The 26,103-nt window shown below is 61.2% G+C and carries 26 protein-coding genes and 1 pseudogene; 12 read left to right on the forward strand and 15 right to left on the reverse strand.

Features of this window, described 5'->3' with window-relative positions; genetic code table 11:
• Positions 1–12: 12 nt before the first annotated feature.
• The 4 genes from L0U84_RS38500 to L0U84_RS38515 form a co-directional block, all read right to left on the reverse strand.
• Entirely contained in the window at positions 13–291 is a 279-nt protein-coding gene (locus L0U84_RS38500; protein ID WP_233858603.1) for a hypothetical protein, read from the reverse strand.
• Complete coding sequence (locus L0U84_RS38505) at positions 288–1,391, reverse strand: extracellular catalytic domain type 1 short-chain-length polyhydroxyalkanoate depolymerase (protein WP_233858605.1); 1,104 nt, start codon at positions 1,389–1,391, stop codon at positions 288–290. The genes L0U84_RS38500 and L0U84_RS38505 overlap by 4 nt, the downstream gene beginning before the upstream one ends.
• Before the next feature lie 33 nt (positions 1,392–1,424).
• Complete coding sequence (locus L0U84_RS38510; protein WP_233858607.1) at positions 1,425–1,841, reverse strand: CopG family transcriptional regulator; 417 nt, start codon at positions 1,839–1,841, stop codon at positions 1,425–1,427.
• A gap of 230 nt (positions 1,842–2,071) precedes the next feature.
• A complete protein-coding gene (locus L0U84_RS38515; protein WP_233859852.1) occupies positions 2,072–2,776 on the reverse strand; it encodes a hypothetical protein in 705 nt (234 codons plus the stop codon).
• Positions 2,777–3,233: 457 nt separating this feature from the next.
• Between L0U84_RS38515 and L0U84_RS38520 the strand changes: the two genes are divergently transcribed.
• Together L0U84_RS38520 and L0U84_RS38525 are read left to right on the forward strand one after the other, a co-directional pair.
• Positions 3,234–3,437 (forward strand): cold-shock protein, encoded by a 204-nt coding sequence (locus L0U84_RS38520; protein WP_133186543.1) that lies wholly within the window; start codon positions 3,234–3,236, stop codon positions 3,435–3,437.
• A gap of 275 nt (positions 3,438–3,712) precedes the next feature.
• Positions 3,713–3,937, forward strand: a complete 225-nt coding sequence (locus L0U84_RS38525; RefSeq protein WP_233859854.1) for a hypothetical protein — start codon at positions 3,713–3,715, stop codon at positions 3,935–3,937.
• Positions 3,938–4,266: 329 nt separating this feature from the next.
• Here the strand turns inward: L0U84_RS38525 and L0U84_RS38530 are convergent, their stop codons facing one another.
• From L0U84_RS38530 to L0U84_RS38540, 3 genes are all read right to left on the reverse strand, one after another.
• A complete protein-coding gene (locus tag L0U84_RS38530; RefSeq protein WP_233858616.1) occupies positions 4,267–4,641 on the reverse strand; it encodes a VOC family protein in 375 nt (124 codons plus the stop codon).
• A 32-nt stretch (positions 4,642–4,673) separates the two neighbouring features.
• Positions 4,674–5,396 (reverse strand): helix-turn-helix transcriptional regulator, encoded by a 723-nt coding sequence (locus L0U84_RS38535; protein WP_233858618.1) that lies wholly within the window; start codon positions 5,394–5,396, stop codon positions 4,674–4,676.
• A 305-nt stretch (positions 5,397–5,701) separates the two neighbouring features.
• Positions 5,702–6,433, reverse strand: coding sequence for a GntR family transcriptional regulator (locus tag L0U84_RS38540; RefSeq protein ID WP_233858620.1), 732 nt, complete (start codon positions 6,431–6,433; stop codon positions 5,702–5,704).
• A 166-nt stretch (positions 6,434–6,599) separates the two neighbouring features.
• Between L0U84_RS38540 and L0U84_RS38545 the strand changes: the two genes are divergently transcribed.
• Together L0U84_RS38545 and L0U84_RS38550 are read left to right on the forward strand one after the other, a co-directional pair.
• Entirely contained in the window at positions 6,600–7,970 is a 1,371-nt protein-coding gene (locus tag L0U84_RS38545) for a class-II fumarase/aspartase family protein (RefSeq protein WP_233858623.1), read from the forward strand.
• Positions 7,971–8,025: 55 nt separating this feature from the next.
• Complete coding sequence (locus L0U84_RS38550; RefSeq protein ID WP_233858625.1) at positions 8,026–9,441, forward strand: cation:dicarboxylate symporter family transporter; 1,416 nt, start codon at positions 8,026–8,028, stop codon at positions 9,439–9,441.
• A gap of 657 nt (positions 9,442–10,098) precedes the next feature.
• On the opposite strand, the gene L0U84_RS38555 is transcribed toward L0U84_RS38550, so the two are convergent.
• A complete protein-coding gene (locus tag L0U84_RS38555; RefSeq protein ID WP_233858627.1) occupies positions 10,099–10,827 on the reverse strand; it encodes a pentapeptide repeat-containing protein in 729 nt (242 codons plus the stop codon).
• 275 nt (positions 10,828–11,102) lie between these two features.
• On the opposite strand from L0U84_RS38555, the pseudogene L0U84_RS38560 reads away from it, so the two are divergent.
• A pseudogene (locus L0U84_RS38560) lies at positions 11,103–11,204 on the forward strand (DUF1488 domain-containing protein); the annotation flags it as partial.
• A 211-nt stretch (positions 11,205–11,415) separates the two neighbouring features.
• Positions 11,416–12,432, forward strand: coding sequence for an AraC family transcriptional regulator (locus L0U84_RS38565; protein WP_233858629.1), 1,017 nt, complete (start codon positions 11,416–11,418; stop codon positions 12,430–12,432).
• A 124-nt stretch (positions 12,433–12,556) separates the two neighbouring features.
• On the opposite strand, the gene L0U84_RS38570 is transcribed toward L0U84_RS38565, so the two are convergent.
• From L0U84_RS38570 to L0U84_RS38580, 3 genes are all read right to left on the reverse strand, one after another.
• Positions 12,557–13,012, reverse strand: a complete 456-nt coding sequence (locus L0U84_RS38570) for a thioesterase family protein (RefSeq protein ID WP_233858631.1) — start codon at positions 13,010–13,012, stop codon at positions 12,557–12,559.
• A 70-nt stretch (positions 13,013–13,082) separates the two neighbouring features.
• Positions 13,083–14,612 carry a CYTH and CHAD domain-containing protein gene (locus L0U84_RS38575; RefSeq protein WP_233858633.1) on the reverse strand — a complete coding sequence of 510 codons (1,530 nt, stop codon included), beginning with the start codon at positions 14,610–14,612 and terminating at the stop codon, positions 13,083–13,085.
• 432 nt (positions 14,613–15,044) lie between these two features.
• Positions 15,045–15,248, reverse strand: a complete 204-nt coding sequence (locus L0U84_RS38580; protein ID WP_233858635.1) for a winged helix-turn-helix transcriptional regulator — start codon at positions 15,246–15,248, stop codon at positions 15,045–15,047.
• A gap of 195 nt (positions 15,249–15,443) precedes the next feature.
• On the opposite strand from L0U84_RS38580, the gene L0U84_RS38585 reads away from it, so the two are divergent.
• Together L0U84_RS38585 and L0U84_RS38590 are read left to right on the forward strand one after the other, a co-directional pair.
• Positions 15,444–16,172 (forward strand): SDR family NAD(P)-dependent oxidoreductase, encoded by a 729-nt coding sequence (locus L0U84_RS38585; protein ID WP_233858637.1) that lies wholly within the window; start codon positions 15,444–15,446, stop codon positions 16,170–16,172.
• A 277-nt stretch (positions 16,173–16,449) separates the two neighbouring features.
• Positions 16,450–17,007 carry a TetR/AcrR family transcriptional regulator gene (locus tag L0U84_RS38590; RefSeq protein ID WP_233858645.1) on the forward strand — a complete coding sequence of 186 codons (558 nt, stop codon included), beginning with the start codon at positions 16,450–16,452 and terminating at the stop codon, positions 17,005–17,007.
• A 125-nt stretch (positions 17,008–17,132) separates the two neighbouring features.
• On the opposite strand, the gene L0U84_RS38595 is transcribed toward L0U84_RS38590, so the two are convergent.
• Together L0U84_RS38595 and L0U84_RS38600 are read right to left on the reverse strand one after the other, a co-directional pair.
• Positions 17,133–17,930, reverse strand: a complete 798-nt coding sequence (locus L0U84_RS38595) for a DUF2182 domain-containing protein (RefSeq protein WP_442794109.1) — start codon at positions 17,928–17,930, stop codon at positions 17,133–17,135.
• Entirely contained in the window at positions 17,927–18,529 is a 603-nt protein-coding gene (locus L0U84_RS38600; protein WP_233858647.1) for a DUF1326 domain-containing protein, read from the reverse strand. The genes L0U84_RS38595 and L0U84_RS38600 overlap by 4 nt, the downstream gene beginning before the upstream one ends.
• A gap of 314 nt (positions 18,530–18,843) precedes the next feature.
• On the opposite strand from L0U84_RS38600, the gene acnB reads away from it, so the two are divergent.
• Entirely contained in the window at positions 18,844–21,429 is a 2,586-nt protein-coding gene (gene acnB / locus L0U84_RS38605) for a bifunctional aconitate hydratase 2/2-methylisocitrate dehydratase (protein WP_233858657.1), read from the forward strand.
• Positions 21,430–21,530: 101 nt separating this feature from the next.
• On the opposite strand, the gene L0U84_RS38610 is transcribed toward acnB, so the two are convergent.
• A complete protein-coding gene (locus tag L0U84_RS38610; RefSeq protein ID WP_233858659.1) occupies positions 21,531–22,472 on the reverse strand; it encodes an alpha/beta hydrolase fold domain-containing protein in 942 nt (313 codons plus the stop codon).
• On the opposite strand from L0U84_RS38610, the gene L0U84_RS38615 reads away from it, so the two are divergent.
• From L0U84_RS38615 to L0U84_RS38625, 3 genes are all read left to right on the forward strand, one after another.
• Positions 22,462–23,514, forward strand: coding sequence for a LysR family transcriptional regulator (locus L0U84_RS38615; protein WP_233858661.1), 1,053 nt, complete (start codon positions 22,462–22,464; stop codon positions 23,512–23,514). The two genes, L0U84_RS38610 and L0U84_RS38615, sit on opposite strands and share 11 nt — an antisense overlap.
• Before the next feature lie 284 nt (positions 23,515–23,798).
• Entirely contained in the window at positions 23,799–24,167 is a 369-nt protein-coding gene (locus L0U84_RS38620) for a YciI family protein (protein WP_062129075.1), read from the forward strand.
• Positions 24,164–25,432 carry an RNA polymerase sigma factor gene (locus tag L0U84_RS38625; protein WP_233858663.1) on the forward strand — a complete coding sequence of 423 codons (1,269 nt, stop codon included), beginning with the start codon at positions 24,164–24,166 and terminating at the stop codon, positions 25,430–25,432. Before L0U84_RS38620 ends, L0U84_RS38625 begins: the two co-directional genes overlap by 4 nt.
• A gap of 38 nt (positions 25,433–25,470) precedes the next feature.
• Here L0U84_RS38625 and L0U84_RS38630 read toward each other — a convergent pair whose 3' ends face one another.
• A complete protein-coding gene (locus L0U84_RS38630) occupies positions 25,471–26,103 on the reverse strand; it encodes a LysE family translocator (protein ID WP_233858665.1) in 633 nt (210 codons plus the stop codon).

Consider the following 26,103-nt stretch of genomic DNA (forward strand, 5'->3'; position numbering starts at 1 on the left):
GTCAGACTGCGCTCACGTGCGCACTCGCGCGTTCGCTTCCAACTGTGCAATCGGAATGATGATGGGTGACAACAGGAGGGCAGACACACCGAGCACCTGCAACACGCCTTCCACACGGCGAATAAGCCCTTTCGCTCCACCGACAAGGAGCGCTAGACCGATCGCCGGTTCGACGGCAATGATCGCAAGATTGGTTGGCAGGCCCGTTCGGGAAAGGAGCATGGCAACCCGCGCCTCCGTTGCGCGCCCTCCTTGCACCGGATACAGCAGCGCGGCGCGCTGGACGCTCACTGACGACGCGGATGCTCGAGAAAGAATCGCACCATCTCCGCACTGGCGTCGGGGCCGGATGGATCGGTATAGCTCCCCCTCGAAGAGCCTCCGGCCCACGCATGAGGCGCGCCGTGGATGATCCATAGTTCGGCATGTACCCCGGCTCGTGACGTCATGTGCCGGACCGTATGCTTGCGCGCGTGCCCATTGGCGCCCGACGGGCGAGCGGCTATCGGATCGCTCACGGAGAATCCGTGCACCAATCCGTTGGCGTTGGCAGGATGCACGGTCGCATCCGCGTCGCCGTGAAAAACGATGAGCGGGCATTGAGACGCCTGCGTGTCGTGAATGTCCGCTCCGCCAGGTTGCCGCGCTTTGGACCCGGCTTTGCCGCCGCGCATCGCCGCGAGCGCGGACTGCAAGTCGTGCGCGCATCCGACGGGTAGGCCCGAATGAACGCCCGCAGCTGCGTACAGATCGGGATAGGCTTGCGCGACGATCGCCGCCATCGCGCCGCCGGCCGAAAGACCAGCAACGAAGACGCGTTTCGGATCGACGTCGTAATTCGCCATGACTTCGCGCGTGATGCCCGCGATCAGCGACGGCTCGCCCTGGTCGCGCAGCTGATCGGCAGGCCTGAACCAGTTCCAGCATTTCGAGGTATTTGCGCGTTGCGGCTGGGTCGGATAAGCGACGATAAAACCGTGCGTTTCGGCAAGGGCGTTCATCCGCGTGCCGGCTGCGAAGTCGTCAGCGTCCTGCGTGCAACCGTGCAGCATGACGATGAGGGGCAGCGGATCACTGCGGTATTGACTGGGGACGTAGACCTTGTAATTACGCTGGCCCGCGGCGTTGACGTAGAGCCGCATGCTGAAGTGCCCGCAATCCTGCACGTCCGGTTCGGTTTGCGTCGTCTGGGCGCGATGCCGGGGTTGCAGGCGGTCGGCGAAGCGCGTTGTCGTCGTGTTGTCATGCGGGTCTGCATGCACGGTTGCCACGTCCGTCGGCTCGCCACGCATGGCGCGCTTGACAACCTCCGCGGCCGCAGCAGGGTCGTTGCTGCGAAAGAGTGCGAACGCCTCTTTCATCGAGGCCAGAAAGCCTTCGTTAAGTTTCATGTTTGTTCCGATAGCGGGGAAGAGTCAGGGATGTCAGCGGATCCGATCCGCTAGCGCGGCCTTGACCGCCGGTGAGGCATGGAGCGCGCCTCGAACCAGAATCGATTCGATCGCTGCCAGCGCAAGCTCGGGTGAGACGTCCGTGGCAATGCTCGCCAGTCCCAGCACCTGAATTCTGAGTCGCTGACTGGCCGCGCATGCTGCCTCGAGGTCTTGTTTCGAGAAATGCTGGAGACCCAGTACAAGCTCACGGCGCGTTACGGTTTCTTTGACGGCAGGAGCATGAATCGACAGCTGATTGCGGATGGCCGTACGGATCAGATCAGTGCGGTTCGAGTAAAAGCCCTCTTCGACGAGCAAATCGATTTGCCCCAGATCGACTGGACCAAGATTGATCGTAATTTTTTCGGTCTCGCTACCTCGTGAGCGATCCGGCACTTCTTTCGCCATATGTAAAAATCCTCCAGATACCATCCATATGGATGGTTATAGGATGATTTCAAGAGGGCGTCAACGCTGATCGCTGCGATTGGCCCGTGTGCGGTCTATCGGCAGAAAGACGTGGGGCAGGGACGTAACAGGCGATGTCGGTGTGCGTCGAGGCGACGCGAGGACGAGATGGATTGCGAGTCGTGTACTTCGTGTTCCAGTGCCACGGTTCCAGGGCCTTACGCCGATAATCAGCCAGCGCGGTGCCAGTAACCGGATTCCGGGCACACGGCGGCTGGTGCGCCGTTCATCCAGACTTGCTCCTCCTCTAATCGCTGCGACGACGGGCGGTCGATGTCGAAGATCACCTTGAGTGCTTGCCCGACATTGGCGTCTTCGATCGGAAGCTCCCACGTCAAGAAAATCTGGGTGAAATCCTGGTCCGGCGCGAAGTCGGCCGCAGAGAAACTCTCGCCGCCACGCTGAATCACGCCATGGGGCTGGCACGTATCGAAAATGACGGCTGTTCCGCGCTTGAGGGGAATGCGTTGACCCGTAGAGGGAAACCGCAAGTCCAGGCCCTTGTCTTCACTCAGGAACAGATTGCAAAACGCGGCACTGCCATATTGCTCACCATCATGGTGATATCTCGCGCCACGACAGGCCATCAGCGCCATGTCACTATCGGCGAGCACCGCGGGCAGTCCCAGGGCGCACGTCCAATCGGACATGGCTTGCACGCAGCGCTTGTAGGCCGGCCAGCGCACTTGCGTGCGCGCCAAAGGCATTGCCTCGACATCCCCAGGTTCCAGAGCGAGTCGCGTCGATATCTCTCTTTGCCAATCGGCCGCCACGGGCGCAGGGGGTGAAGGTACATCGAGCGTGGTCCATAAAACGATGTCACTTACGCGTCGACTGCGGATGGCGTCGCCGCTCCAGAAAAAGGAAGTCAGCATATTTCTCATTTCATGCTGTCGAAGGGAGTTCGTCGAGGCATTGTAATGATTCAGCCTGGTCGTCCCGGTAAAAATCGGCGATGAAGCGTTCATCACCTGGCACGTAGCCAAGTCATTCCGGCGCCGGCTGCCCCTTTGGAAACAGCCAGACGTCAATCCACTGATCTGATACCAAGGCGGGGCGCGGTGTATAACCTGCACGCCATGCCAGGCAAGGGGCACAGCCAAGCGGTGTCGCATCGCTTCGTCAGCAGCGCGGGCCGCCTGCTGAAATGGTTACAAGATAATTGTTGACTCTGATCCGCCTGGCGGGTACTGTGCCGTCCGAAGTTCAAGAAGTTCGATTGCTGTTCATCAATTGCTCGCTCCTCAGCGGTATTCGTTGTCCTCTCCCTCCTTGAAGCTTCACGCGCTCTTTGACAGAGCAAGTCTAAATTTTTTTTCTCAAGGATTCTTCATGGAAACCGGTACCGTTAAATGGTTTAACGACAGCAAAGGCTTTGGCTTCATTACCCCGGACAAGGGCGGCGACGACCTGTTCGCTCACTTCTCCGAGATCCGGGCTGACGGCTTCAAGACGCTGGCTGAAAATCAGAAGGTGAGCTTCGAAACGAAGCAAGGCCCCAAGGGTCTGCAAGCGGCTAACATCAAGCCGCTGTAAAGTTTGAAGGACCCGGCGTTCGACGAACGCCGGGTTGCAGCGACACCCTCGCGGAGTTTTTGTCTCCCAAAGTTGGCGCGATCGCCGTTAGCCGCACCTGCTGATTCGGCAGCTTAGCGAGCGCCATACGCCTTGTTGCTCCTCATTCTCTCCTCAGGCTTCAACGCCATCTTTCGCCTTTCGACTGCTTGATGAATCGGCTCGAATGGCTTTGGGACAACGCACCCGTGCCCTTTCGTACGGTACGTGCGCACTCGAATATCATTAAAATTAAAATGCAAAACAAACAAGTTCAACAATACAACGGCTATGCCGTCCAATCCTCGGCGCATCGTTTGCCCGACGGTAACTTCTCATCCAACCTGTTGCTCGAACGCCTCGATAACGCGCGAGCCGAAGGCCGCTACTGGTTCTATTCACTCGACTACTTCAAGAGTGAAGAGCAGGCGTTGCAGTACTCGAGCCAATGGGCACGCAATTGGGTCGACACCCGCGGTTAAGGGCGACGCCACGGTAGAGTCATCGACACATTCGGGAAGTAGTGCGACCTGCATGCGGTCATCGCCTTCAACGAATCGCTTCATGAGTCACCCGGCCTCAGTGCGTTGATTCAGTTTAGGCGATCAATGTGTTTTCACACAGGCTGGGTCGGGCTGCGTCAGCCCGCTCTTCAAATTCATCGCCGGAAAGCGGCCAGTGGAATTCCGCTCCCCGGAAGCGACCAGTCGGCAGTGCGTACTCCCGACCCTCAAGAGACGGTGGCGCCTTTCCGAAACGGCCATTCGAGACTGAACGAACAGGCAAGCAGCGGGCAACCGTGACGGCGGCTTCAACACCCAGGTCGAGAAAACATGTTGACGAGATTCCCATCCGGGTCACGCAGCAGGAGCGAGCGGTTGCCCCATGGCATCAATGTCGTCGGCATTACAATGTTTGTTCCGGACGCATTCATCCGTTCGAACACCGCGTCAACGTCTTCCACCTCGAACTCCAGGATTGCCGATTGATTGGCAGCGGCAGTGGCAGCACCGGCATTGAAAAGCTTGATCAGGTGCTCCGATGAAATTGCGAGCGTCGAGCCCCCGAATCGCATTTCGGCAAATCCATCGGCCAGGCGTATAGCCTCGATGCCGGAAAGCCTCTGATAAAACTCGACCAGCCGTTCGAGATCCGGGGTAACAACGCGAACCGATGCGAACTTCATTTTGCGCTCCTCGCCAAGAAAAGAGCTTCAGTCTAGCGATCGATACTGTCAGATTCTGGCAGTATCGATCGACTGGCGACCTGATTGAGCTTGCGCCACTCACGAAGCAGCGTCGAACGCCTTTTGGGGTAGCGCTCCTCCATCTGCTCGACGTTCAAAATCCGGTCCGAACGGAAATTCCGAAAATCGGCACGAAGCTCGCACCAACACATCAGCACTCGCGCCTGGTCGAAATAAACCAAAGCAAAGGGCCAAACGACACGACGCGAGTGAATACCACTGCCATCCACGTAAGTCATAGCGAGCTTTCGCTCTGCACGGACCGCGGCACGCAGAAGGTCCAGTGAGATTGTGTGGGTCGGTCTCGTCAACGGCGCGCCGACCAGCAGAGAAGATTCCTCCAGTTCGCGACGCAATTCCGTGGGCAGTACGGCGGCAATCTTCGCAAGCGTGCTTGGCGCACCGGACGATAGCGTCTTGTCGCAGCGATCGGCTACCCAGCGCATTCCAAGCACCAAGGCATCGAGTTCCTCTGAGCGGAACATGATGGGTGGCAGCATGAAACCCGGTTTCATCACGTAGCCAATGCCTGGCTCCCCCTCGATCATTGCTCCTTGCGCCTGCAAACTGGCAATGTCCCGGTATAGCGTGCGAATGCTCACACCGAGCTCGTCAGCGAGGGCCTGGCCGCTCACGGGACGTCGATAACGACGTAACACTTGCAGGAGCTGAAGGAGACGTTCGGCGCGAGACATACGTGAATCCTGATATCGGCGCTGAAGCAAAGCAACGACGCGATCCGTTGCTTCAGGCCGAATGAAATAGGTGCGTTCGAGCAGGCATCGCATTGTTGACGAACTATGCGGCTTTGTCGAACGTCTCAAGCTGGCCGACTGTTGCCGATCGCCCGTGGTCGATACCTACCGCGCCGCCAAAGTCAGAACCCAAATGGGTCATTCGGATCGGTCCCTCGGCCGTGCGTCTTTGAAGCCGCGGTGTACGCTGTCGTTCACGGCGTCACTGGTGCATCTGTCCATTCCCTCACCAGGGCGATCGAGCATCAGGCCTCAGAGCGCTTTAGTCGCATTGACACCGAGAACCGCGCCGCCGGGTGAACACTGATCGATACCTCGAACGTCTCGCCTGATGAGTCGAGATATCGGCGCACAATTTCAAGCGCCGCCGTGCCGGCCTCCACTTTCAGCCTCTTTGCCATCTCGTCTGAGATCAATGCCCCGTAAACGTCCTGCTGGATCTCCGCGATGCAGCGCCCGTACCGTGCTTCGATCAGCGAACTGATCAGCGTGTCCGGTTGCGAGCGGGCCGCGTCCGGGATGTCGGTGTAAGCCGGATCGAGATACACATCGGTCCAGCCGATCGGTGGACTCTGTCTGTCGCCGTCAATCCGCAAACTCGACACGCGCAACCAGCGAGCCCCATCCGCGCACTTCAAAGTTCTAGCCAGCTTGCCGCTGGCGACGATTTCCCCCGTCGATTGCACCAGCCGCAAATGTTCCGAACCGAACTGCACAACGTCGTCCACTGACGCCAGCGACGGCCTGAAGTCGTTTCTCGGCTGTGCGGATTCGACGCGAGTGCCCGCATTCTTGCGTCGCGATACAAGGCCCAGTTGCTGCAGTTCATGCAACGCTGCGCGAACCGTATGACGGCTCGTCTGGTACTGATCGCGCAATTCCAGCTCGGTCGGCAGTATCGACCCGACAGGGTAGTGACCGGACGCAATGGCTTCGGTCAGATCACGGGCGATATCGGCAAAGTGCGGTCGGTTCATTTTTTCTGTGGGGAAACCGGGTTTTCGTGGACGCCAGGGTAAATCATAGCTTGCCCAATATGTTCGAACATAATAAATTTAATATGTCCGGACATATTGGGTGGTCAGCCCCCGTGGCAGTAGCTGCAAGTCCGCCTGTTTTCCTTGTTTTTTTGAAGAGGTCGCAATGACGAACCGCACCATCCCCATGGCCAGCACCGTGGTCGATTCCATCCTGTTTCGCGATGCTTTCGGCACCGCGAAGATGCGCGCGCTGTTTTCGGATCAGGCGCTGGTGCAGCGCTATATCGATGTCGAAGTGGCATTGGCGAAGGCCGAGGCACGGGTTGGCGTGGTTCCGGCGGAAGCGGCCGAAATCATTGCCCGCGAATCCCGCCTCGAGTGCATCGACTTTGACCATATGCGCGAAGAGACCGACATCGTCGGCTATCCGATCCTGCCGCTGGTTCATCAACTGGTAAGCATGTGCGGCGAGGCCGGACGTTACGTCCATTGGGGCGCGACGACCCAGGACATCATGGACACCGCGGTATCGCTTCAGGTGCGCGACGCGCTCGACATGATCGACACCGACATCCGCGAGTTGCGCGCGATTCTGACTGACCTGGCCCGGAAACATCGCGATACACCCATGGCGGGACGCACCCATTTGCAACAGGCGCTGCCGGTGACGTTCGGCTACAAGGTCGCGATCTGGCTGGCGATGTTCGACCGCCATCAGGAACGGCTCGCGCAACTGCGGCCGCGTGTGGCCGTGGTCGAATTTGCGGGCGCCGCGGGCACCTTGGCATCGCTGGGGGAAAAGGGTTTCGACGTGCAGGAAGCGCTTGCCGACGAACTCGGACTAGGCGTGCCCGCAACCACCTGGCATGTCGCGCGCGACGGATTCGCAGAAGCTGTCAATCTGCTGGCGCTAGTCACGGGCTCGCTCGGCAAGATTGCGCTCGACATCATGATCATGGCGTCGACCGAATTTGCCGAAGTCTACGAGCCCTTCGTCAAAGGCCGCGGCGCTAGCAGCACGATGCCGCAAAAACGCAATCCGATCTCGAGCGAACTGATGCTCGCCGCGGCCAAGGCAGTGCGCCAGCACGCCGGCCTGATGACCGACGCGATGATCCAGGACTTCGAGCGTGCGACCGGCCCCTGGCACGCCGAATGGATCGCCATTCCCGAGAGCTTCATTCTGAGCGCCGGCGCGTTGCATCAGGCGAAGTTCGCGCTCGGCGGCCTGATCGTCGACACCGACCGGATGAAGCACAACCTCGGTATCAGTAAAGGCCTGATCGTCGCCGAAGCCGTGATGATGGGCATGGCGCCGTTCATCGGCCGGCAGCAGGCGCACGACATCGTCTACGACGCGTGCCGCACGGTGAACGAGCACGGCGGCACGCTGGCCGAGGCGCTCGCTGCGCTGCCGCAAGTCACGGCGCATTTCGATCGCACCGCGATCGACCGGATGACGGACCCGGCGAACTATCTCGGACTTGCACCACGCATGGTAGATCGCGCGGTCGCGCTGTCGGGCCAGATCTGAAGACTCAGGGTTAGAAGCTAAAGACGTTCGCCGGACGGACGTGAAGGAACAGACGATGAATGACGCAAACGCATCCCGCGACGACGCGCTCGTCGCGTCTCCGAAGAAACTGCCGTGGTACCGCAAGCTTGGCGTGCAGGTGTTGCTCGCACTGGTACTCGGTATTGCCGTCGGACTGGTGTTTCCGAAACTCGGATCCCAATTGAAAGTGCTGGGAGATATCTTCCTGGCGCTGATCAAGGCGGGGGTCGCGCCGCTGGTTTTTCTGACGATCGTTCACGGCATCGCGTCTGCCGGCGACGTCCGGAGCGCGGGGCGCGTCGGCTGGCGTTCCATCGTGTACTTCGAAGTCGTCTCTACCATTGCACTGATGGTGGGTCTGTTCGCCGGCAACGTGCTGCAAATCGGCAAAGGCATGACCGCGGTGACGGTGGGCGCGGTGCCCACAATGACTGCGAAAGCTGCGCCTCAGGGCTTCACCGAATTTGTCATGCATCTGGTGCCCGACAATTTCATCGGCGCCTTCGTCAAGGGAGAATTGCTGCAGGTGGTTGTGCTCGCGGTGATGGTTGGTATCGGCATCCTTGCGATTCCAGAGCGACGCCGCGTGCGAATCACCGAAGGCCTCGATCTGATCTCCGAGGTGCTGTTCTCGTTCATCAATCTCGTGATGAAGCTTGCGCCGCTCGGCACGCTCGGGGCGGTGGCTTACTCTGTGGGGAGTAACGGAACCGGGGTGCTGATAGCACTGGCGGAACTCGTGTTCAGTTTTTATGCCATCGTGGTCCTGTTCATCGTGGTCGTGATGGGCATCATTGCGAAACTGGCCGGAATCAGTTTGTGGCGATTCCTGCGTTACATCAAGGACGAAGTCTTTATCGTGCTAGGCACGGCATCGTCGGAAAGTGCCTTACCACGCTTGCTGATCAAGCTTGAGCGACTCGGCTGCGCGAAGCAGACCGTCGGTCTGGTACTGCCCACGGGTTACGCATTCAACCTCGACGGCACATCACTGCTCATGTCGATGGGGGTGATGTTCATCGCGCATGCTTATGGCGTTCCCATTACGCTCGAGCACCAGATCGGACTGTTGTTGCTGATGCTGCTGACCTCGAAAGGCGCGGCCACTGTTTCGGGCGGGTCGTTCGTGGTATTCGCGGCGACCGTTGCATCGACGGGCATCTTGCCGGTTGAAGGCGTGGCGATAATTTTCGGGGTCTATCGTTTCATGTCGATGGCAATCGCGACATGCAACACCATCGGCAATAGTCTTGCGACGGTGGTTATCGCGAAGTGGTCTCGAACTTTCGACGCGAGCGTCGCGCAGCGGCATCTTTACCCCGAGCGATTCCCGGAGACTGCCCGCGCCGATGAAAGTCTCGGCGATGGCAATCTGTTACCCGAAGACACGAGCGACGCCAATCCGCATCCGCGGGGAATTCCGATGAACAGGGCAGGTTCTTCACAGTGAGACAGTAATCCATTTAGCTGGCAGTCGTGCGCATCTGCGACCCGGCGACATCCTTGTCGGGATTGTCCGCCATCGGGCTTGTCGAAGCTTGTGGCAGAGCATCCGCCGGCGAGATCGATGCGCTCCACGGTAGATGATAGCCGCTCAACGGATGGTCGACGGCCTGCTCTGTTGAGTCTCTGGAGCGCTTGTCGCGTTTGCCCGGTGGCGCTGTCGAACGGAACCACCGGGATTTCAGCTTACTTCCACGCGTAGCGCATGCCCTCGCAAACAGCGCGAGGCGTTCGCATTCCTGATCCTGTTCACGGCGATCCAGTCGCTCGACTAGCAGCAGAAAGAAGCCGCGAAGATCGACGGCGCGGGTCCGTTCCCGATGTTCGTTGTTCGGTTGGGGAGGTTCAAGGCGGTGCGATAGTGAAGAAGCCCGCGATACCCGGTAACTGCTCGCGCGCTTCGTGCCTTACCGATGGTGTCAATGGAACTCGCTGTCATCGCCCAGCAGCCACGCCGGAATATCGCGCTTGACGTTGAGCACGTGCCAGACCTCGATGTGATTTCGTGAGGCGGTGACGGCGCGGGTCCGCAACAATTGCCGCGTCGCCCATGCGGCGCCCGGATCACGAGGCGCCGCCCTGTCTCAAGGGCAGGGACTTCTGCTCAGGTGAAGAGTCCTCTGCCGGCAAGGACGCGCAAGCCGACTCCCGAGAGGAAGGCAGTCGCCTGATCGACGGAGATGCTGGCCCCGCGCAGAGTGTTGGCGTCAGCGAGCCCCAATCCGCTCAGGTCTGCGCCTCGCAGGTCCGCTCCATCGAATTTGGCGTCCTTCAGCGTAGCGTTGCGCAAGCTCCCGCCGTCGAACATAGCCTCGCGGAAGTCCGCGCCTGCGAGATCCGCATCAGAAAAGTCGAGTGCCCTGAGCGTCTGTTTCCGAAAGGACACACGGCGCAGGTGAGCGCCGACCAGCAGGCACTCCTCGAAGGTCAATCCCAGCGTAGTACAGTCTTCGAACGAGGCGCCTGTGAGCTTGCTGCCCCTGAAGGTCACAGATGAGAGCTTCGTCCGACGCCATCTGGTGTTGTTGAGGTCGCTTGACTGAAACACTGCGTCGACGAGGTCTGACGCACCGAAGTCGGCTTCGCCGGCGCGACACCGGGTCCATTGAGTGCTGCCGAGATTGGCCCCGATAAATGAAGCGCCTGCAAGTTGGCATCGCTCGAAGGTTGCTCCGTGTAGGTCGAGCCGCGACAGATCTAGACCCGTCAGGTCACACGCCACAAAGCGCAGTGGCGTGCCGCCTTCCGCGATCAACTGCTGAAGATCACTGCGATCGAGAGAGCGGTCCGAAATTTCCCGAACAGCCGGATTCGTGTTGACGTCGACGTTCATATGCTTGATGTGTGCTGCATGGATGGGGGTGGCCAGTTTACCTCGGTCTCTGCATGCCAACTCATGGTATCGACGAGAACTGCCGTGCCTTTTGAAGACCCCTTCAGGATTTCCTGAAAGGGCAAAGCATAACGCTGCGGCCCCCCATTCAATGCGTGCAGTCGCATGGAACGCAACTACCGGTCGATCGCCACACCCTGTTCCACGGGCTCTGCCCGAACCCCGTCTTCAGGAAGAGCAGTGGCCAGGTTTCGCGTGCGAGCCCGGTCTGCCTTCGCGACGGCTCTGGCCACATCAGGGCGATCGCCGAACGGAGGCTGCTCGCCCATCCCGCGACACGACTCGAGCTGGCGCCGGCGGATTTCGCGCGCCCTTGAAAGCGTCTGAAAAATCAACGAATTTTGCCGGGCAACAGGCTGAGCACCCATGGTTGACACAATTCCCGGTGCAGCGGAGACAGTTTTCCTTCGTTCTACCGGTGCGCGCCGGCGTTCTCACTGTTTGCGCCACTGATACCCGGGGAAAACACGTAGAAACCGGGTCGCGTCGTTATACGATGCATCCACAGCTAGAGAAAACGGACCAGCGATGGAACCAATGATTCGCGCAACCATGCTGCATGGCTACTTTCAGGTCGCCCGCAGGCATGGGCTGAGCCCGCTTGCGCTTTTGCGCGAAGTGGGCCTCGACGCGGACGTGCTCGTCCATCCCGAGCATCGGATGTCGGCCGCGGCGGGGTGCAGGCTGCTCGAAATCTCGGCAGAGCGTGCTGGCTGCCCGACGTTCGCCCTGGAGATGGCGGCGGGCCGGCAGGCGCAGGATGTCGGCGCGGTCGGTCTTTTGCTTGCAAATCGCCGCACGCTTCGCGATGCCTTGCTTACCGCGGTGCACTACCGCCATGTGCTCAACGACGCGCTCGGTATCTACCTCGAATTCGAGGGCGACATGGTTGCCATCCGTGCGGAGGTGATTTCAGATGCGCCACGACAAACCCGGCAGGCCACTGAGTTAGGCCTCGCGGTGCTGGCGCGCATTGGCGCGGCGCTGCTCGGTCCACAGTGGGAACCCCACAGTGTGAACTTTACGCACGCGGCCCCCGCAGATACGGGCCCGCACGTCAGCTTCTTTGGCTGCCCGGTCAAATTCGACAGCGAGATCAACGGGATCTTCTGTAAGGCGGCATTGCTGGATCTACCGAATCCCACGGCCGACGTAGAACTGGCGCGTTACGCCGAGGACCTGGTGATACCGCTCGACGACGCGGTGCCTGAGTCAGTCGCGCTGGAAGTCCGCAAGATCCTCACGTTCCTCCTGCCGCTCGGGCAGGCATCCATATCGGATGTCGCCGAGGCGCTGCACAAGAGCCGCCGTACCTTGCAGCGGCAGCTCCAGGCGGAGGGGCTCGACTACGTAAGCCTGCTCGATGAGGTGAGGTATGACCATGTGGTGCAGCACCTGGCGCACACCCGCCATTCGATCGGGCGCGTGGCGGAACTGCTGGGGTTCTCGAGGCAGGCGTCATTCACCCGCTGGTTCGTCGAGCGGTTTGGGATGACGCCGCGAGCATGGCGCGCACGTCCTGAGGCATCTGAGGGACAACGCTGATCAGTGGCCAGCGTAGATCTGCTGGAGGCGGTCCGCTGTGAACCGCCCCGGCACCACAAGCCCGCGGATACGTACCGGCGCCCATGAGTCGGACCTCAGACGTCCCCGCACAACCGTCAAAACATCAATTCGAAACCGTCCGGTTCACGCTGCTCGGCAATTCGACAAAATCCTCGGTCCTGTCCAATGCCTTCATCGCATCGAGCAGCGCAGGAGGCGGACAGATCAGTTTGCGCTTTTCCAGATCAAGCCAACCGCCCGCCGACGTCACGCGGGCCATCAGCTTGCCGTTGAGAAGAAATTCATTGCGCAACAGCATGCGGCTTCCATCGACAGACAGGCCAGCGAGCGCAAAGCTGACCACTACGCGATCAAGCAGGTGGATCTCGCGAAAATATTCGATCTGATCCTTCATCACCACGGGTCCGATGCGCAGCTTCGCGAACTCCGACACCGAGTAACCCTGTTTCGCGAAATACAGCATCCGCGCATCCACGGACTTGTCGAGATAGGCGGTGTTACGCATATGCGAGTTGAAATCGATATCGCCCCAGCCCGCGAAGAGTTCAACCTCGAACATGGTGAGACCTCACGATAAGTGTTGCGCGTGACACGTTCATGCCTGCAGACGTCGGGCTGAACGGGTCTGGTCAGTGCGGCGACGAAAGCAGTTTGAAACGCTTCCACAGCTTCTTCAATGTCCGATGATTGGCAGCAACGCGTGACGCGAGGAAGCCGCGTGCGAAGGCCGCGCCCGAGGCCGCCTCCGGCGACGTTTGCAACAGCGACTTCAGAAGCTGATCGGCGACGACGGCATCGTTGCGCCAGCCGAGATCATCCTGAAGCGCGGTGAGCGCGCCGACATAGTGACGGACGGCCTGCTGCGGGCACAGCGATGCGAAGAACTCGGTGGCGTATCGAACTTTCTTCGCCGCGATGCGGGCGCGGTGACGACGGTGATCGTCGAGATCGGCCAAACCCTTGCCACGTTTGATCAGTATCTTGTGCCGGCGACGCAGGACATCGGCGGCGAATGGCTTCACCGGGCTGCTGATCGCGTTGCGCTGTTGGTCGGACATCTCATCTTGCCAACCCTTCCGGTTCAGCCACAGCGCGAACTGGAGCGCGAACCGCGTGTAGCGGACCGACTCGACCGCGGCAGCCGCACGCTTGCGGTTGTCGCTGGCAATCTGCTCGCATGCCTGCATGACGGGCCGGATCTCGTCCGCATTGCCGTTACTGCAAGCTTGTTCGAGCGTCGATCCCGCAAGCACTTCCCAGTCGCGCGCGGCGCCGAGTTCCGAGGCAATCCAGCGCAACTCCTCGTCGAATCCGGCGGAGGCGGGAATGACTGTTGCAAACAGGTCGAGAGCCGAACGCAAGCGGCGAAGCCCCACGCGCATCTGATGGACGCTCGATGGATCGTGGCCCGACACGACGCCCCGTTCATTCGCGTGGACCTGGTCCAGACAGTTGCGGGCAATCGCGCAGAATGCATCCTCGATCGAATCGCGTTTGTCCAGTCGCACTGGTTGCGCTTTCACCGCTTCGCTGTGCTCGCCTACGAGCAGTGCATATCCGATATCTGCCTTGCTGCGATGGTCGATGCGCAGTGGCACGGTTTCGAGCATTTCCAGCGCGACGCGGTACAGCACATCGGGATTGCCCTGTTTCAATTCCAGTTCCACCGCGGCGATCTGCACCGAACCCGACTCGGCCTCGATCGTTCCTTCGTCGAGCGCAAGCTCGAGTTCGTCCCCGGACGGCTGGCGCAGCGCAAACGCCGATCGGTTGATCCGCGTGACGAAGGCCTGCTTCAGTCGGGCCGCAACGGTCTCGTCGCGAATCAGCTTCCCACAGTCGCTGTCTTCGGAGATCGGGTCACACAGCAAGTTCAGATCGGGCGCGTCGCTATTTACCGCCATCTCGAACTCGTCCCTCTCGAAGAGGCCCGCCTTGGCCGATCCTTCGAGCTTTAGCGTCTGGATTTTCTCGTTGCCGACCGTGCGCACGCGCAGCGTGGCCCCGCATCGGTGAAACGAAAAATCGGGTGTATCGAAATACGTGCTCGTCAGCAGGTGAGGCGTTCCCGCGGTACTTTCTGATTGTGCAAGTATCGGCGCGTGACGCAATTTGTCGAGATCTTCGTTCGCCACGCGCAGCTTTAGCTCCCGTTCCATGCCGCCTCCGAAATGAACGCCAGACTGTCAGACTACACCGGATTCGTCGGACCCCGTCGCGACCGATTGTCCGCAGTGGCTGCTCCGATAAAAGTTATGCACAGAAAACGTGGATAAGACGGTGGATAAGCCTTGGGCGAATGCGCGTGAGGATTTGATTGCGCGCGGATTTGCTGCGATGTGCCGCGAAATGACAATGACAAGGCCGGAGATGCCATTTTGCGGATTCCAATGAAAGCGAGTTGGCTTTCGTGCGTCGGCGCGGATATTCGTTGATTCGATTTGAATACCAAAACCTGGACGCTCATTACTCGGCCAACGTATCGATTTTGTAAAGAACCTTGAATGCCCCGAGCTTTGAACCTCAGTCTGATTTCTGATCATAGGCGATCTGCGCTTCCTCAACCTTGCGTCCATGCGAAGCCGCCCATGTTACGAGGCTTGCAAATGGTTTTGTAGTGAGCGCCCAAGCGGGGTGATCGAACATTCAACGGCGACCGGCGAAGACGCGATGACACGGCGATCGATCAAGCCATTTCTTTCCAATCGCCGCAATGCTTCGGTAAGCGCCTTATGAGTGATCGGATCAAGACGCCTTTTGATTGCGTTGAACCGCGATGGTTCTGCGCACAGCACGGTCAGGATCAGGACGGATCATTTATTCGTGATCTGTTCAAGAGCAACACGCACTGCACCGAATTCAGCCAATGGAGATTCCGAATTTTGAAGCATGGCGGTTTCCTTGCGTATATTTGATTTATGGTCGGTGCGTAATTGACACCAAATATACGCGATGTATCTTTGTCTAGCTATCCATACAAGGGGTGATTCATGTTGAAGCTCGAAGGAAAAGTTGCCGTGGTGACCGGCGGCAATAGCGGTATTGAACTTGCCGTAGCTCGGCGCCTTGCTGACGAAGGCGCTTATGTTTTTATCGCGGGCCGTCGGCAGACCCAACTCGATGAGGCCGTTCGTGCGATTGGCGGTCGCGTCGAGGCGGTCCAATGTGACGTGACGAAGGCGTCCGATCTTGATCGGCTGTTCGATACGGTGAAGGGAAAATCGCGCGGTCTCGACATCCTCGTCGCCGCATCCGGTATCAGCGAGTTCGCGACGCTAGACACGACGACGGACGAGCATTTCGACAGGCTCTTCAGCGTAAACGTTCGTGGGCTGGTGTTCACCGTGCAGCGTGCCGTTGAGCAAATGACGAACGGCAGCAGCATTGTGCTGATCGGTTCGATCGCCGCATCGGTAGGCAACCCGGGATTCGGGACGTACTCCGCGACGAAAGCGGCGGTTCAATCTTACGCTCGCAGTTGGAGCAAAGAATTGGCCGGACGCGGAATTCGGATCAACGTGGTGAGTCCCGGCCCCATCGACACGCCCATGTTCGACAACGTAAGCGATGAAGTGCGGCGCACACTGACCAATCTGATTCCTATGAATCGTTTGGGCACGCCAGAGGAAGTGGCGAATACCGCGCTGTTTCTTGCTTCGTCCGACAGCACGTTCGTCACGGGTGCGGAACTACGTGTCGACGGGGGCATGACCGCCTGACACTCGCCTCGACGGAACGCATTGGATTGGTATTTGTAAGGCTCGGCGCGCGTCGACTTCGTGATGCTCACCACCGTGCCCCAGATATTCGCGAGGGACGGCTATTGGGCCGAACCTGGGCTGCCAGGTTCGACTCAGTTCGACCCAAAAGCATCGCGCTCTTCGGCACATAGGGCGTCTTGATTGGGAAATGATCGTTTCCTATAATCGCGGCATGACTACACGTAAGCATGCTGCCAGACAGGCGCGGGCGCCGGGTCGACCACGCGAATTCGAGATGGACGTCGCGCTGGACGGCGCAATCCGTATTTTTCGCGAGCGCGGCTATCAAGGGACGTCTCTTGGCGACCTCGGTGTCGCGATGGGGCTCACGGCCGGCAGTATCTACAAGGCGTTCGCCGATAAGCGAGCCGTATTCCTTGCCGCGCTCGAGCGCTACATCCACCTGCGAAACGGCCAGCTAAAGAGCCTGATCGACGCGGAGCAGACCGGCCGCGACAAGGTAAGGGCCTTTCTGCAGTTTTATGCCGAGTCGGCAATCGGCGATGAGGGCAAGCGAGGCTGTCTCGTCGTAGGAAGCGCAGTCGACCTGCTGTCCTTCGATGACGAGGTCGCGGGTCATGTCGTCGCCGCTTTGCAGCGAACGGAGCGTCTGTTGCGCCGTCTGATCCGACTGGGCCAGACCGACGGCTCGATCGCGTCCGCCGTCGATCCGGACGCTACCGGCCGCGCTCTGCTGAGTCTGACGCAAGGGCTCAGGGTCGTCGGCAAAGTAGGGCGATCCCGGGCACACATGACGGCAGCGGCGGATCAGGCCATGCGCCTACTGGACTAACAGCAGCAAGACATAACATCGCATCAACTGCGCGTGCTGCTCGCCAGGTTAGGAAACATCTGTTTCCTGATACTGGGTGTCTCGTGCCGGACCTCCGTGCGAGCGCGCAGCATGCCGGGGATAGCTCAGGCGATGCCCGCGCGCTGCACGACGATCCACGCGGACCACGCAAGCAACGCAACGCCGAGCGGCTTGCCGATGGACCTGCCCCAGCTGAAATTCTTCTCGGCCGACATGATTGCGCCTAGCGCCAGCATCCAGCCGACGCTGCCTGTGCCGACCGCGAACATCAGCAGCATCAGCGCCCAACAGCAGCCGATGCAGAAAGCGCCGTGATTGATTCCGAGCAGAAAGCTCTCGCGGCGCGCGCTCCTGCCTCGCCAATGCTCGGTGATGAACATCAGCGGCGAGCGGCATTTGTCGAGACATCGGTGCTTGAGGCTGCTGAACTGATAGAGGCCCGCGAGCGCGACCAGCGCGGCGCCGATCAGCCAGCTGTTGGCCAGCACGTTCGGAGATTGGTCCGCGACCCGGTGGAGCGCCGCGTCGACGCCATGCGCGACGATGCCGAACAGTGCCCACGCCGTTGCATAACCGACGATCAGAAGCGCCATCAGCGCACGCCTGTTTTCGCGCGCGACGGTCATTCGCCGGAAGGTGTCGAAGAGCGGGAAGGCGGTCGGCAGCATCATCGCGGCGATCATCAGCAGCCAGGCGGCGCTGTGCAGCAACGCCGCAATCGTAAGGCTCGCGCCGGGCACCTCGCGGCATATCGCGCCGACGAGCGGCAGTTCGGACCAGCTCGCGTGACGCAGATAGCGCGCGTAGGGCCCCGCGTCCCACATCCATAACGCGATCCACGCGCTGGTCGTCAATGCGACGAACAGCGGCGCGAACAGCCGAGAGCGTGCGAGCACCTTCACGACGCGAAGCTGAACGATCCCTGAATGGCGTTATGTCCGCTCAAAGCCAGGTCGAGAGCGAGCTTTTCGTGCCGCAGGCGGAAAGAGGTCGCCTTGCCGACGAAGGCAGGGGATCCCGGTATCGTCGAAAAGATGCTTTCGACCAGTTTGGTCGGCTCGCCGGTCGGGCCGCGATAGGGCTCCAACTCGGCCTCGATGGCTTCGCCGACTTTCATCCTGCCCTTGCCGTCGACGACCGTGTATTCGATCGACGCGCGTTCGACGGACACGACTTCGCCGATCAACTTCACGAGATCCGCAAGGGGGCCACCGCGCTGGCCACTGTGCGCGCTCACCACTGCATCGAATTGCGCGTCGCTCGCGCGCTCGTCGACGAACATTGCGACTCGCCAGCCGCCTTTCAGCACGTTGCCGGGAATGAACGCCGCTAACGCGACCGTCAGGCCCGACACATCGACGCCGTCGATCGTGCCTTGCTCGTAGTGGTAAGCGAGCGCGCTGCGGCAAATGCCGTTATCGGGGTCTTCGCCGATCCAGCACGGACACAGGACCTTGCATTCACACACCTCGAGGATGCTGCCCATCAGTTGGTAGCTCATTCGCGCCTCCGCTGCCGGTTGGATCCGGCCGGGAAGAAACTCGCCGGACATTCTTTGTTGTAGGCGTTAGGAAGACAGGAATCAAAGCGTTCGGGGCATCGCGAATGATTGAAGCGGCTTACACAGTCGGTGCTGTTGCCGCGCCGGGGGAGGCGTTGGCGCATCGACGGTTTCCATCGTAAGTCTTATATAAGACATAAGACATTTGACCTTGGGTGGGTATTGCAATTAAAATCGCGATCGAAGCAGTGCACGGCACAGCTTGGAGTGCCTTAAAAGCCTTTCCCTGAAACGCAAATACCAGCAGGTCCCCCATGCTTGAAAACTTTCGTGCTCACGTGGCCGCACGCGCCGCGCTCGGCATTCCTCCCCTGCCGCTGACGGCTCAGCAGACCGCCGAGCTGGTTGAACTCCTGACGAACCCGCCCGCCGGCGAAGAGCAGACGCTGCTCGACCTGATCACCAACCGCGTGCCCGCCGGCGTTGACGAAGCCGCTCGCGTGAAGGCAGGCTTCCTCGCCGCCGTGGCCAAAGGCCAGACCGCCTGCGCGCTGATCTCGCGCGCCCGCGCCACCGAACTGCTCGGCACGATGCTTGGCGGCTACAACATCCAGCCGCTGATCGAATTGCTGTCCGACGCCGAAGTGGGCACGGTGGCCGCCGAGGCGCTGAAGAAAACCCTGCTGATGTTCGACCAGTTCCACGACGTCAAGGAACTGGCCGACAAGGGCAACGCCAATGCGAAGGCCGTGATGCAAAGCTGGGCCGACGCGGAATGGTTCACGAGCCGTCCGGAAGTGCCGCAAAGCCTGACCATCACCGTCTTCAAGGTGACCGGCGAAACCAACACCGACGACCTGTCGCCGGCCCCGGATGCGACCACCCGTCCTGACATCCCGATGCACGCGCTGGCGATGCTGAAGAACGCGCGCCCCGGCATCACCCCGGAAGAAGACGGCAAGCGCGGCCCGATCAAGTTCATCGAATCGCTGAAGGAAAAGGGCCACCTGGTCGCCTACGTGGGCGACGTGGTCGGCACCGGCTCCTCGCGCAAGTCGGCCACCAACTCGGTGCTGTGGTTCACGGGCGAAGACATCCCCTTCATTCCGAACAAGCGCTTCGGCGGCGTGTGCCTCGGCGGCAAGATCGCCCCGATCTTCTACAACACGATGGAAGACGCCGGCGCGCTGCCGATCGAACTCGACGTGTCGAAGATGGAAATGGGCGACGTGGTCGAACTGCGCCCGTACGAAGGCCGTGCCCTGAAGAACGGCGAAGTGATCGCCGAGTTCCAGGTCAAGTCCGACGTGCTGTTCGATGAAGTGCGCGCCGGCGGCCGCATTCCGCTGATCATCGGCCGCGGCCTGACCGCCAAGGCGCGTGAAGCGCTGGGCCTCGCCCCGTCGACGCTGTTCCGCCTGCCGCAGCAGCCGGCCAATAGCGGCAAGGGCTTCTCGCTGGCGCAGAAGATGGTCGGCCGCGCCTGCGGTCTGCCGGAAGGCGAGGGCGTGCGTCCGGGCACGTACTGCGAACCGAAGATGACCTCGGTCGGCTCGCAGGACACCACGGGCCCGATGACCCGCGACGAACTGAAGGACCTGGCGTGCCTCGGCTTCTCGGCCGATCTCGTCATGCAGTCGTTCTGCCACACCGCCGCTTATCCGAAGCCGGTGGACGTGAAGACTCACCAGACGCTGCCGAACTTCATCAGCAACCGTGGCGGCATCGCGCTGCGCCCGGGCGACGGCGTGATCCACTCGTGGCTGAACCGCATGCTGCTGCCCGACACCGTGGGCACCGGCGGCGACTCGCACACGCGTTTCCCGATCGGCATCAGCTTCCCGGCCGGTTCGGGCCTCGTTGCCTTCGCGGCCGCCACCGGCACGATGCCGCTGGACATGCCGGAATCGGTGCTGGTCCGCTTCAAGGGCAAGATGCAGCCGGGCGTGACCCTGCGCGACCTGGTCAACGCGATTCCGCTGTACGCGATCAAGCAAGGCACGCTGACGGTGGCCAAGCAAGGCAAGAAGAACATCTTCTCCGGCCGCATTCTCGAAATCGAAGGCCTGCCCGAACTGAAGGTCGAGCAAGCGTTCGAACTGTCGGATGCTTCCGCCGAGCGCTCGGCCGCCGGTTGCACGGTGCACCTGAACAAGGAACCGATCATCGAATACCTGAACAGCAACGTCACGCTGCTGAAGTGGATGATCGCCCAAGGCTACCAGGACCCGCGCAGCCTGCAGCGCCGCATCAAGGCGATGGAGCAGTGGCTGGCCGACCCTCAACTGCTGTCGCCGGATGCCGACGCCGAGTACGCAGCCGTCATCGAGATCGATCTCGCCGACATCCACGAGCCGATCGTGGCCTGCCCGAACGATCCGGACGACGTGAAGACGCTGTCGGACGTGGCCGGTGCGAAGATCGACGAAGTGTTCATCGGCTCGTGCATGACCAACATCGGTCACTTCCGTGCGGCGTCGAAGCTGCTGGAAGGCAAGCGCGACATCCCGGTCAAGCTGTGGGTGGCCCCGCCGACCAAGATGGATCAGAAGCAGCTGACCGAGGAAGGCCACTACGGCGTCTTCGGCACGGCCGGTGCACGTACCGAAATGCCGGGCTGCTCGCTGTGCATGGGCAACCAGGCACAGGTGCGTGAAGGCGCGACGGTGATGTCGACCTCGACCCGCAACTTCCCGAACCGTCTGGGCAAGAACACGAACGTGTACCTCGGCTCGGCGGAACTCGCGGCGATCTGTTCGCGTCTGGGCAAGATCCCGAGCAAGGAAGAGTACATGGCCGACATGGGCGTGCTGAACGCCGATGGCGACAAGATCTATCAATACATGAACTTCGACCAGATCGAAGACTTCAAGGAAGTCGCCGACTCCGTGACGATGTAAGTGTGCTGTCGGGCTACGGCGCGTTGTTCCCGTCGTAGCGCCACGAAATGGCGCCGTGGGCTGAATGCCTGCGGCGCCATTTTTTTTGCGGCGTTGGAATCTCAGGGTCGGGCGTTAGCCGACCCGCTCCGCAAGATAAATCCCGCGACCTGCTCCAACGCGTAGCGGGCGCTTGCAAGCTCGTCGGTCGAGCGCTGGAATACGTGATGGAGTCCCTCGTAGATTTCCAGCTGCACGGTGTTTCCCCGCTGCGCAGCGGCAGCCGCGTAGCGCCGCGCGTCGTCGAGCAGCAGTTCGTCCGTGCCGACCTGAATGGCGATCGGCGGCAGATGCTCGGGAACGTGATACAGCGGCGATGCGCGTCGGTCTTCGGGATCCGCTGACCCAAGGTACGCGGCGGCGGCATCGGCGAGGATCGGCCGCGTCAAGACCAGGTCGCGGGTCTCTTCGCTGCGCGACGACGGGCCCGTCAACGCAAGATCGAGCCACGGCGATAAAGTGGCCACACAAGTAACGTTCATCGACAGGCCTCCATCAGCGCCCAGCGCCGCAAGCGCGAGCCCGCCGCCTGCCGAGTCGCCAACCAGCGCGATGTCGCGAATGCCTGACTTCGCCATCCACCGCAGCGCTTCGATCGCGGCGTCGTACGCCGCGGGAAACGGATGCTCGGGCGCAAGCGGATAGTCGAGCACGAAGGTGTCGATGCCGGCGCGCACCGCGATCTGACTCGCCAGGCCGCGGTAGCCCGTGGCAGACCCGAGTACGAACGCGCCTCCATGCAGAAAGAGGATCGCGCGGCCGGCCACGGCGGATTCGGGCCGAACCCACCAGCCCTTTACGTCCGCGCTGTCGACTCTTTCGAGATCGACGCCATCCGCTATCGGCGTTTGCGCCGTCATCGCGTCGTAGGCCTCGCGCATGGCTCCGCCGAAGTTCGCAAAAAGTCGCTGGGTGCGCTCGAGCACCGAGATCGCCGCGTCGCGGTCGTCATCATTCAGGCGGTGCCGCATTTCGATCAGGTTGGTCTGCTGCATGTCGTTCATCGTTGCTCCTTCGTTGGGCTTGGCGGGTGATCGATGGACAGACGATATCGATTCCACGCAGCGTTCAGAAGAAGGCCGAACGGAATACAATCAATTCCATTCTGGAAGTTTTGAGGGGCAACGGATGGATCGGCTGGATGCGCTCAAACTTTTCGTTCGGATCGTCGAGAGCGGCAGTTTCGCCGCGGCGGCGCGCGAAATCGGCGTGGGCCAGCCCGCGGTCAGCAAGCAGATCGCGTCGCTCGAACGCCATCTTGGTGCTCAACTCGTGAGGCGCACGTCGCGCAGCATGACGCTGACCGAGACGGGACAATCGGTCTATGAAGCGGGTTTGCGCATCATTGGAGATTTCACGGAGCTCGAATCGTCCGTTGGGCGTGGCCAGCTGTCGCCGGCTGGGATGGTCCGGGTCACCGTGGCGCCGGTGTTTGGCCGGCTATATGTGGTGCCACACCTACCGGCATTTTTTGCCAGATATCCGAACGTGTCGGTGGACCTGTCGGCAACGGAGCGAAACGTCAATCTGGTCGAGGAGGGCTTCGACCTTTCGATCAAAAGCGGGCGGCTTGCCGACTCTTCGATGATTGCAAGGCGCCTCGCATCGAGCCCAGTCGTTGTGGTCGCGACGCCGCACTACCTCGAAAAACACGGACGCCCTGAGCGACCGCAGGATCTCGCTCGACATGCCTGTGTCGTTTTCGCGCCGCTGCGCGAGCCGCGCGCGTGGCGCTTCGAAAACGTCGACGGTGCTGGCTTGCATGTTCCGTCCGGCAATTTTCACACCGGCGACGCGGAACAGATTCGCGCTGCCGTGCTCGCCCATATGGGACTGGTTCAAGCGCCGGCGTGGCTGTTTGCCCCGGAGATCGCGAGCGGTGCGGTCATCAGCGTGTTACAGGATTTCGCGCCGGCGCCGATGCCCGTTCACGCGGTTCATCCTTCAGGCCGACGATTGCCGACCAAGACTCGCGTATTTATCGATTTCGTGGCGGAGATCCTGACGCCTGATTCCGGCCCGGCTTTTGTCGCGGTCACGACCTAACGAGTATTGCGCCGATGCCGGATCACGCAGACGAGCAATAGCGGTCCGGCATCGCTGCGCCGCCGGCCAATCCCAGGTCGACAAGGCTCGTTACCCGTCCGACAATGCTTGGCGAAACACGCTCGAACGGGCTGCGATCCAGGCGTCTTGTTCCAATGCGGCGAGAGTCCAGGCGGCCGTCCGCGATTTTTTTTACGCCACCTGTCCGTCAGCACGCGGCCTGCGCGTCATTGTGATGGCGGCCGATGCAATTCATCCGCCTCAACCCCATGACGGAGGCTCAAATGGAATATCTGTTGATGATCTACTCGGAAGAAAACGGCTGGAACAAGATGACCGACAGCGAGCGGCAGCAAGGCGTTGCCGCCTATCACGCGTACACCGAATCGCTGAAGAAAGCGGGGGCCCTGGTGGGCGCCAACCGGCTGCAGCACACGAGCACGGCCACCACGGTGCGTCTCGTCGACGGCAAGCCGCAGGTGCTCGATGGACCGTACTCCGATTCGAAGGAGCAACTCGCCGGCTACTACCTGATCGACGTGCCCAACCTCGACGCGGCGATGGCGTGGGCGTCGCGTTGTCCCGGCGCGGCGCACGGCGTGATGGAGGTGCGCCCGGTCTGGACCGCTCCGTACGAAGCGCCATCTGCATGAGTTCGTCTGGCGGCGCTCGGGGCGACGACGGCGCCGCGCGTTCGATTGCCGAGGCGGTCGCTCGCCGCAGTTACGGCAAGCTCGTCGCGTTGCTGGCAATGCGCACGCGCGACGTCGCCGCGGCCGAGGACGCGCTCGCCGACGCATTCGCGGCGGCGCTTGCGGACTGGCCGGAACATGGCTGCCCCGCGAGTCCCGAAGCGTGGCTGATGACGGTCGCGCGCCGCCGGGCGATCGACGGCGCGCGTCATCGCCAGGTCGGCGACGTCGTAGCGAACCAGCTGATGATCCTCGCCGACGAGATCGATGAATGTGAGGCAGGCGCGTTGCCCGACCGGCGGCTTGCGCTGCTGTTCGCGTGCACGCACCCTGCGCTCGAGGCCGCGATTCGCACGCCGCTGATGCTGCAAGTGGTGTTGGGACTGGAAGCGAAGACGATTGCGTCGGCGTTCCTGATGTCGCCCGCCGCGATGAGCAAACGCCTCGTGCGCGCGAAGACCAAGATCCGGGAAGCGGGCATTCCGTTCAGCGTGCCCGAGCGCGAGGAGTTGCCCGGTCGGCTCGACGCGGTGCTCGAAGCGGTCTATGCGGCATATGCCGAAGGTTGGACGGATCCGGTCGGCGGCGATACCGAGCGACGCGACCTCGCCGACGAGGCGCTGTATCTCGCGCAACTGCTCGTCGAGTTGCTGCCCGACGAACCGGAGACATTGGGCCTGCTCGCGCTGATGCTGTTTGCGCAGGCACGTCGCGATGCGCGACGCGATGCGGCTGGCGACTACGTGCCGCTGTCGGCCCAGGACCCTGCGACATGGAACGCGCCGATGCTCGACGCAGCGAACGCACTGCTAAGGCGCGCGAACGCGTTCAACGCGATCGGGCGCTTCCAGCTCGAGGCCGCGCTGCAGTCGGCGCATGTGGATCGCTGCCGCACGCGTCGCCCGAACTGGGACGAGATCGTGCAGCTCTACGATGGGCTGCTCGCCATTGCAGCGTCACCAGTGGTCGCCGTGAACCGCGCGCTCGCGGTGGCCGAACGCGATGGCCCGCAGGCGGCGCTCGATGCGCTGGCGCCGTATGCGGACGACCCGCGGCTGGCCGACTACCAGCCCTACTGGGCCGCCCGCGCGAATCTGCTCGCGCGTGCCGGCGCGACGGCGCAAGCACTCGACGCGTACGATCTGGCGATCGGTCTCGAGCGTGATCCGGCCGTGCGCCGGTTCCTGCAGCGCAAGCGAATGGAGCTTGCATCGGCGAGCAGCTAGCGGCGCCATCGCTCCCGAAGGGGCCGCGAGTCTATTGGTTATTTTCTGGATTCGTATGCCATTCGCACTGCCAGGCCTGTCAGGACGCTTCCCATCAGCCAGCGCTGTACCAATAGCCACAGGGGGCGTCCGGACAGGAAGGTCGATATCGATCCGGCCATCATCGCGATCAGCGCGTTCACCGCGAGACTGATGGAAATCTGAACGCCACCGAGCGCCAACGATTGGGTAAGAACGCTGCCATGTCCAGGCGTAATGAACTGGGGAAGCAGAGACAGATACATGATGGCGATTTTGGGATTCGCCAGGTTAGTGATAAATCCCATGCTAAAGAGCCTTCGCGGAGTATCGACCGGTAAGTCGCGCACTGCGAATGCGGACCGTCCGCCGGGTTTGACGGCCTGCCAGGCGAGATAGAGAAGGTACAAAGCGCCGCCGAAGCGCAGCGTGTCATATGCGTACGGGACCGCAAATATGAAAGCGGTAATACCGAATGCCGCGCAGAGCATATAGAACACAAAACCCAGCGCAACGCCTCCAAGGGAAATGAGTCCCGCGCGTCTACCTTGGCAGATTGATCGTGAAATTAGATAAATCATGTTCGGCCCCGGTGTTAAAACCATTCCCAAGGCCACAAGGGCGAACATCAGCAAATGTGCGGAATCAGGCAT

The sequence above is a fragment of the Paraburkholderia sp. HD33-4 genome (assembly GCF_021390635.1).
Classification (GTDB): domain Bacteria; phylum Pseudomonadota; class Gammaproteobacteria; order Burkholderiales; family Burkholderiaceae; genus Paraburkholderia.

Coding starts and splice junctions, on each gene's coding strand:
- L0U84_RS38510 (WP_233858607.1), bottom strand. CDS start 1,841: ATGGCGAAAGAAGTGCCGGATCGCTCACGAGGTAGCGAGACCGAAAAA.
- L0U84_RS38630 (WP_233858665.1), bottom strand. CDS start 26,103: ATGCCTGATTCCGCACATTTGCTGATGTTCGCCCTTGTGGCCTTGGGA.
- L0U84_RS38555 (WP_233858627.1), bottom strand. CDS start 10,827: ATGAACGTCGACGTCAACACGAATCCGGCTGTTCGGGAAATTTCGGAC.
- L0U84_RS38610 (WP_233858659.1), bottom strand. CDS start 22,472: ATGAACGACATGCAGCAGACCAACCTGATCGAAATGCGGCACCGCCTG.
- L0U84_RS38600 (WP_233858647.1), bottom strand. CDS start 18,529: ATGAGCTACCAACTGATGGGCAGCATCCTCGAGGTGTGTGAATGCAAG.
- acnB (WP_233858657.1), top strand. CDS start 18,844: ATGCTTGAAAACTTTCGTGCTCACGTGGCCGCACGCGCCGCGCTCGGC.
- L0U84_RS38570 (WP_233858631.1), bottom strand. CDS start 13,012: ATGTTCGAGGTTGAACTCTTCGCGGGCTGGGGCGATATCGATTTCAAC.
- L0U84_RS38565 (WP_233858629.1), top strand. CDS start 11,416: ATGGAACCAATGATTCGCGCAACCATGCTGCATGGCTACTTTCAGGTC.
- L0U84_RS38550 (WP_233858625.1), top strand. CDS start 8,026: ATGAATGACGCAAACGCATCCCGCGACGACGCGCTCGTCGCGTCTCCG.
- L0U84_RS38625 (WP_233858663.1), top strand. CDS start 24,164: ATGAGTTCGTCTGGCGGCGCTCGGGGCGACGACGGCGCCGCGCGTTCG.
- L0U84_RS38505 (WP_233858605.1), bottom strand. CDS start 1,391: ATGAAACTTAACGAAGGCTTTCTGGCCTCGATGAAAGAGGCGTTCGCA.
- L0U84_RS38620 (WP_062129075.1), top strand. CDS start 23,799: ATGGAATATCTGTTGATGATCTACTCGGAAGAAAACGGCTGGAACAAG.
- L0U84_RS38575 (WP_233858633.1), bottom strand. CDS start 14,612: ATGGAACGGGAGCTAAAGCTGCGCGTGGCGAACGAAGATCTCGACAAA.
- L0U84_RS38615 (WP_233858661.1), top strand. CDS start 22,462: ATGTCGTTCATCGTTGCTCCTTCGTTGGGCTTGGCGGGTGATCGATGG.
- L0U84_RS38535 (WP_233858618.1), bottom strand. CDS start 5,396: ATGTCTCGCGCCGAACGTCTCCTTCAGCTCCTGCAAGTGTTACGTCGT.
- L0U84_RS38525 (WP_233859854.1), top strand. CDS start 3,713: ATGCAAAACAAACAAGTTCAACAATACAACGGCTATGCCGTCCAATCC.
- L0U84_RS38585 (WP_233858637.1), top strand. CDS start 15,444: ATGTTGAAGCTCGAAGGAAAAGTTGCCGTGGTGACCGGCGGCAATAGC.
- L0U84_RS38540 (WP_233858620.1), bottom strand. CDS start 6,433: ATGAACCGACCGCACTTTGCCGATATCGCCCGTGATCTGACCGAAGCC.
- L0U84_RS38515 (WP_233859852.1), bottom strand. CDS start 2,776: ATGCTGACTTCCTTTTTCTGGAGCGGCGACGCCATCCGCAGTCGACGC.
- L0U84_RS38520 (WP_133186543.1), top strand. CDS start 3,234: ATGGAAACCGGTACCGTTAAATGGTTTAACGACAGCAAAGGCTTTGGC.
- L0U84_RS38590 (WP_233858645.1), top strand. CDS start 16,450: ATGGACGTCGCGCTGGACGGCGCAATCCGTATTTTTCGCGAGCGCGGC.
- L0U84_RS38530 (WP_233858616.1), bottom strand. CDS start 4,641: ATGAAGTTCGCATCGGTTCGCGTTGTTACCCCGGATCTCGAACGGCTG.
- L0U84_RS38545 (WP_233858623.1), top strand. CDS start 6,600: ATGACGAACCGCACCATCCCCATGGCCAGCACCGTGGTCGATTCCATC.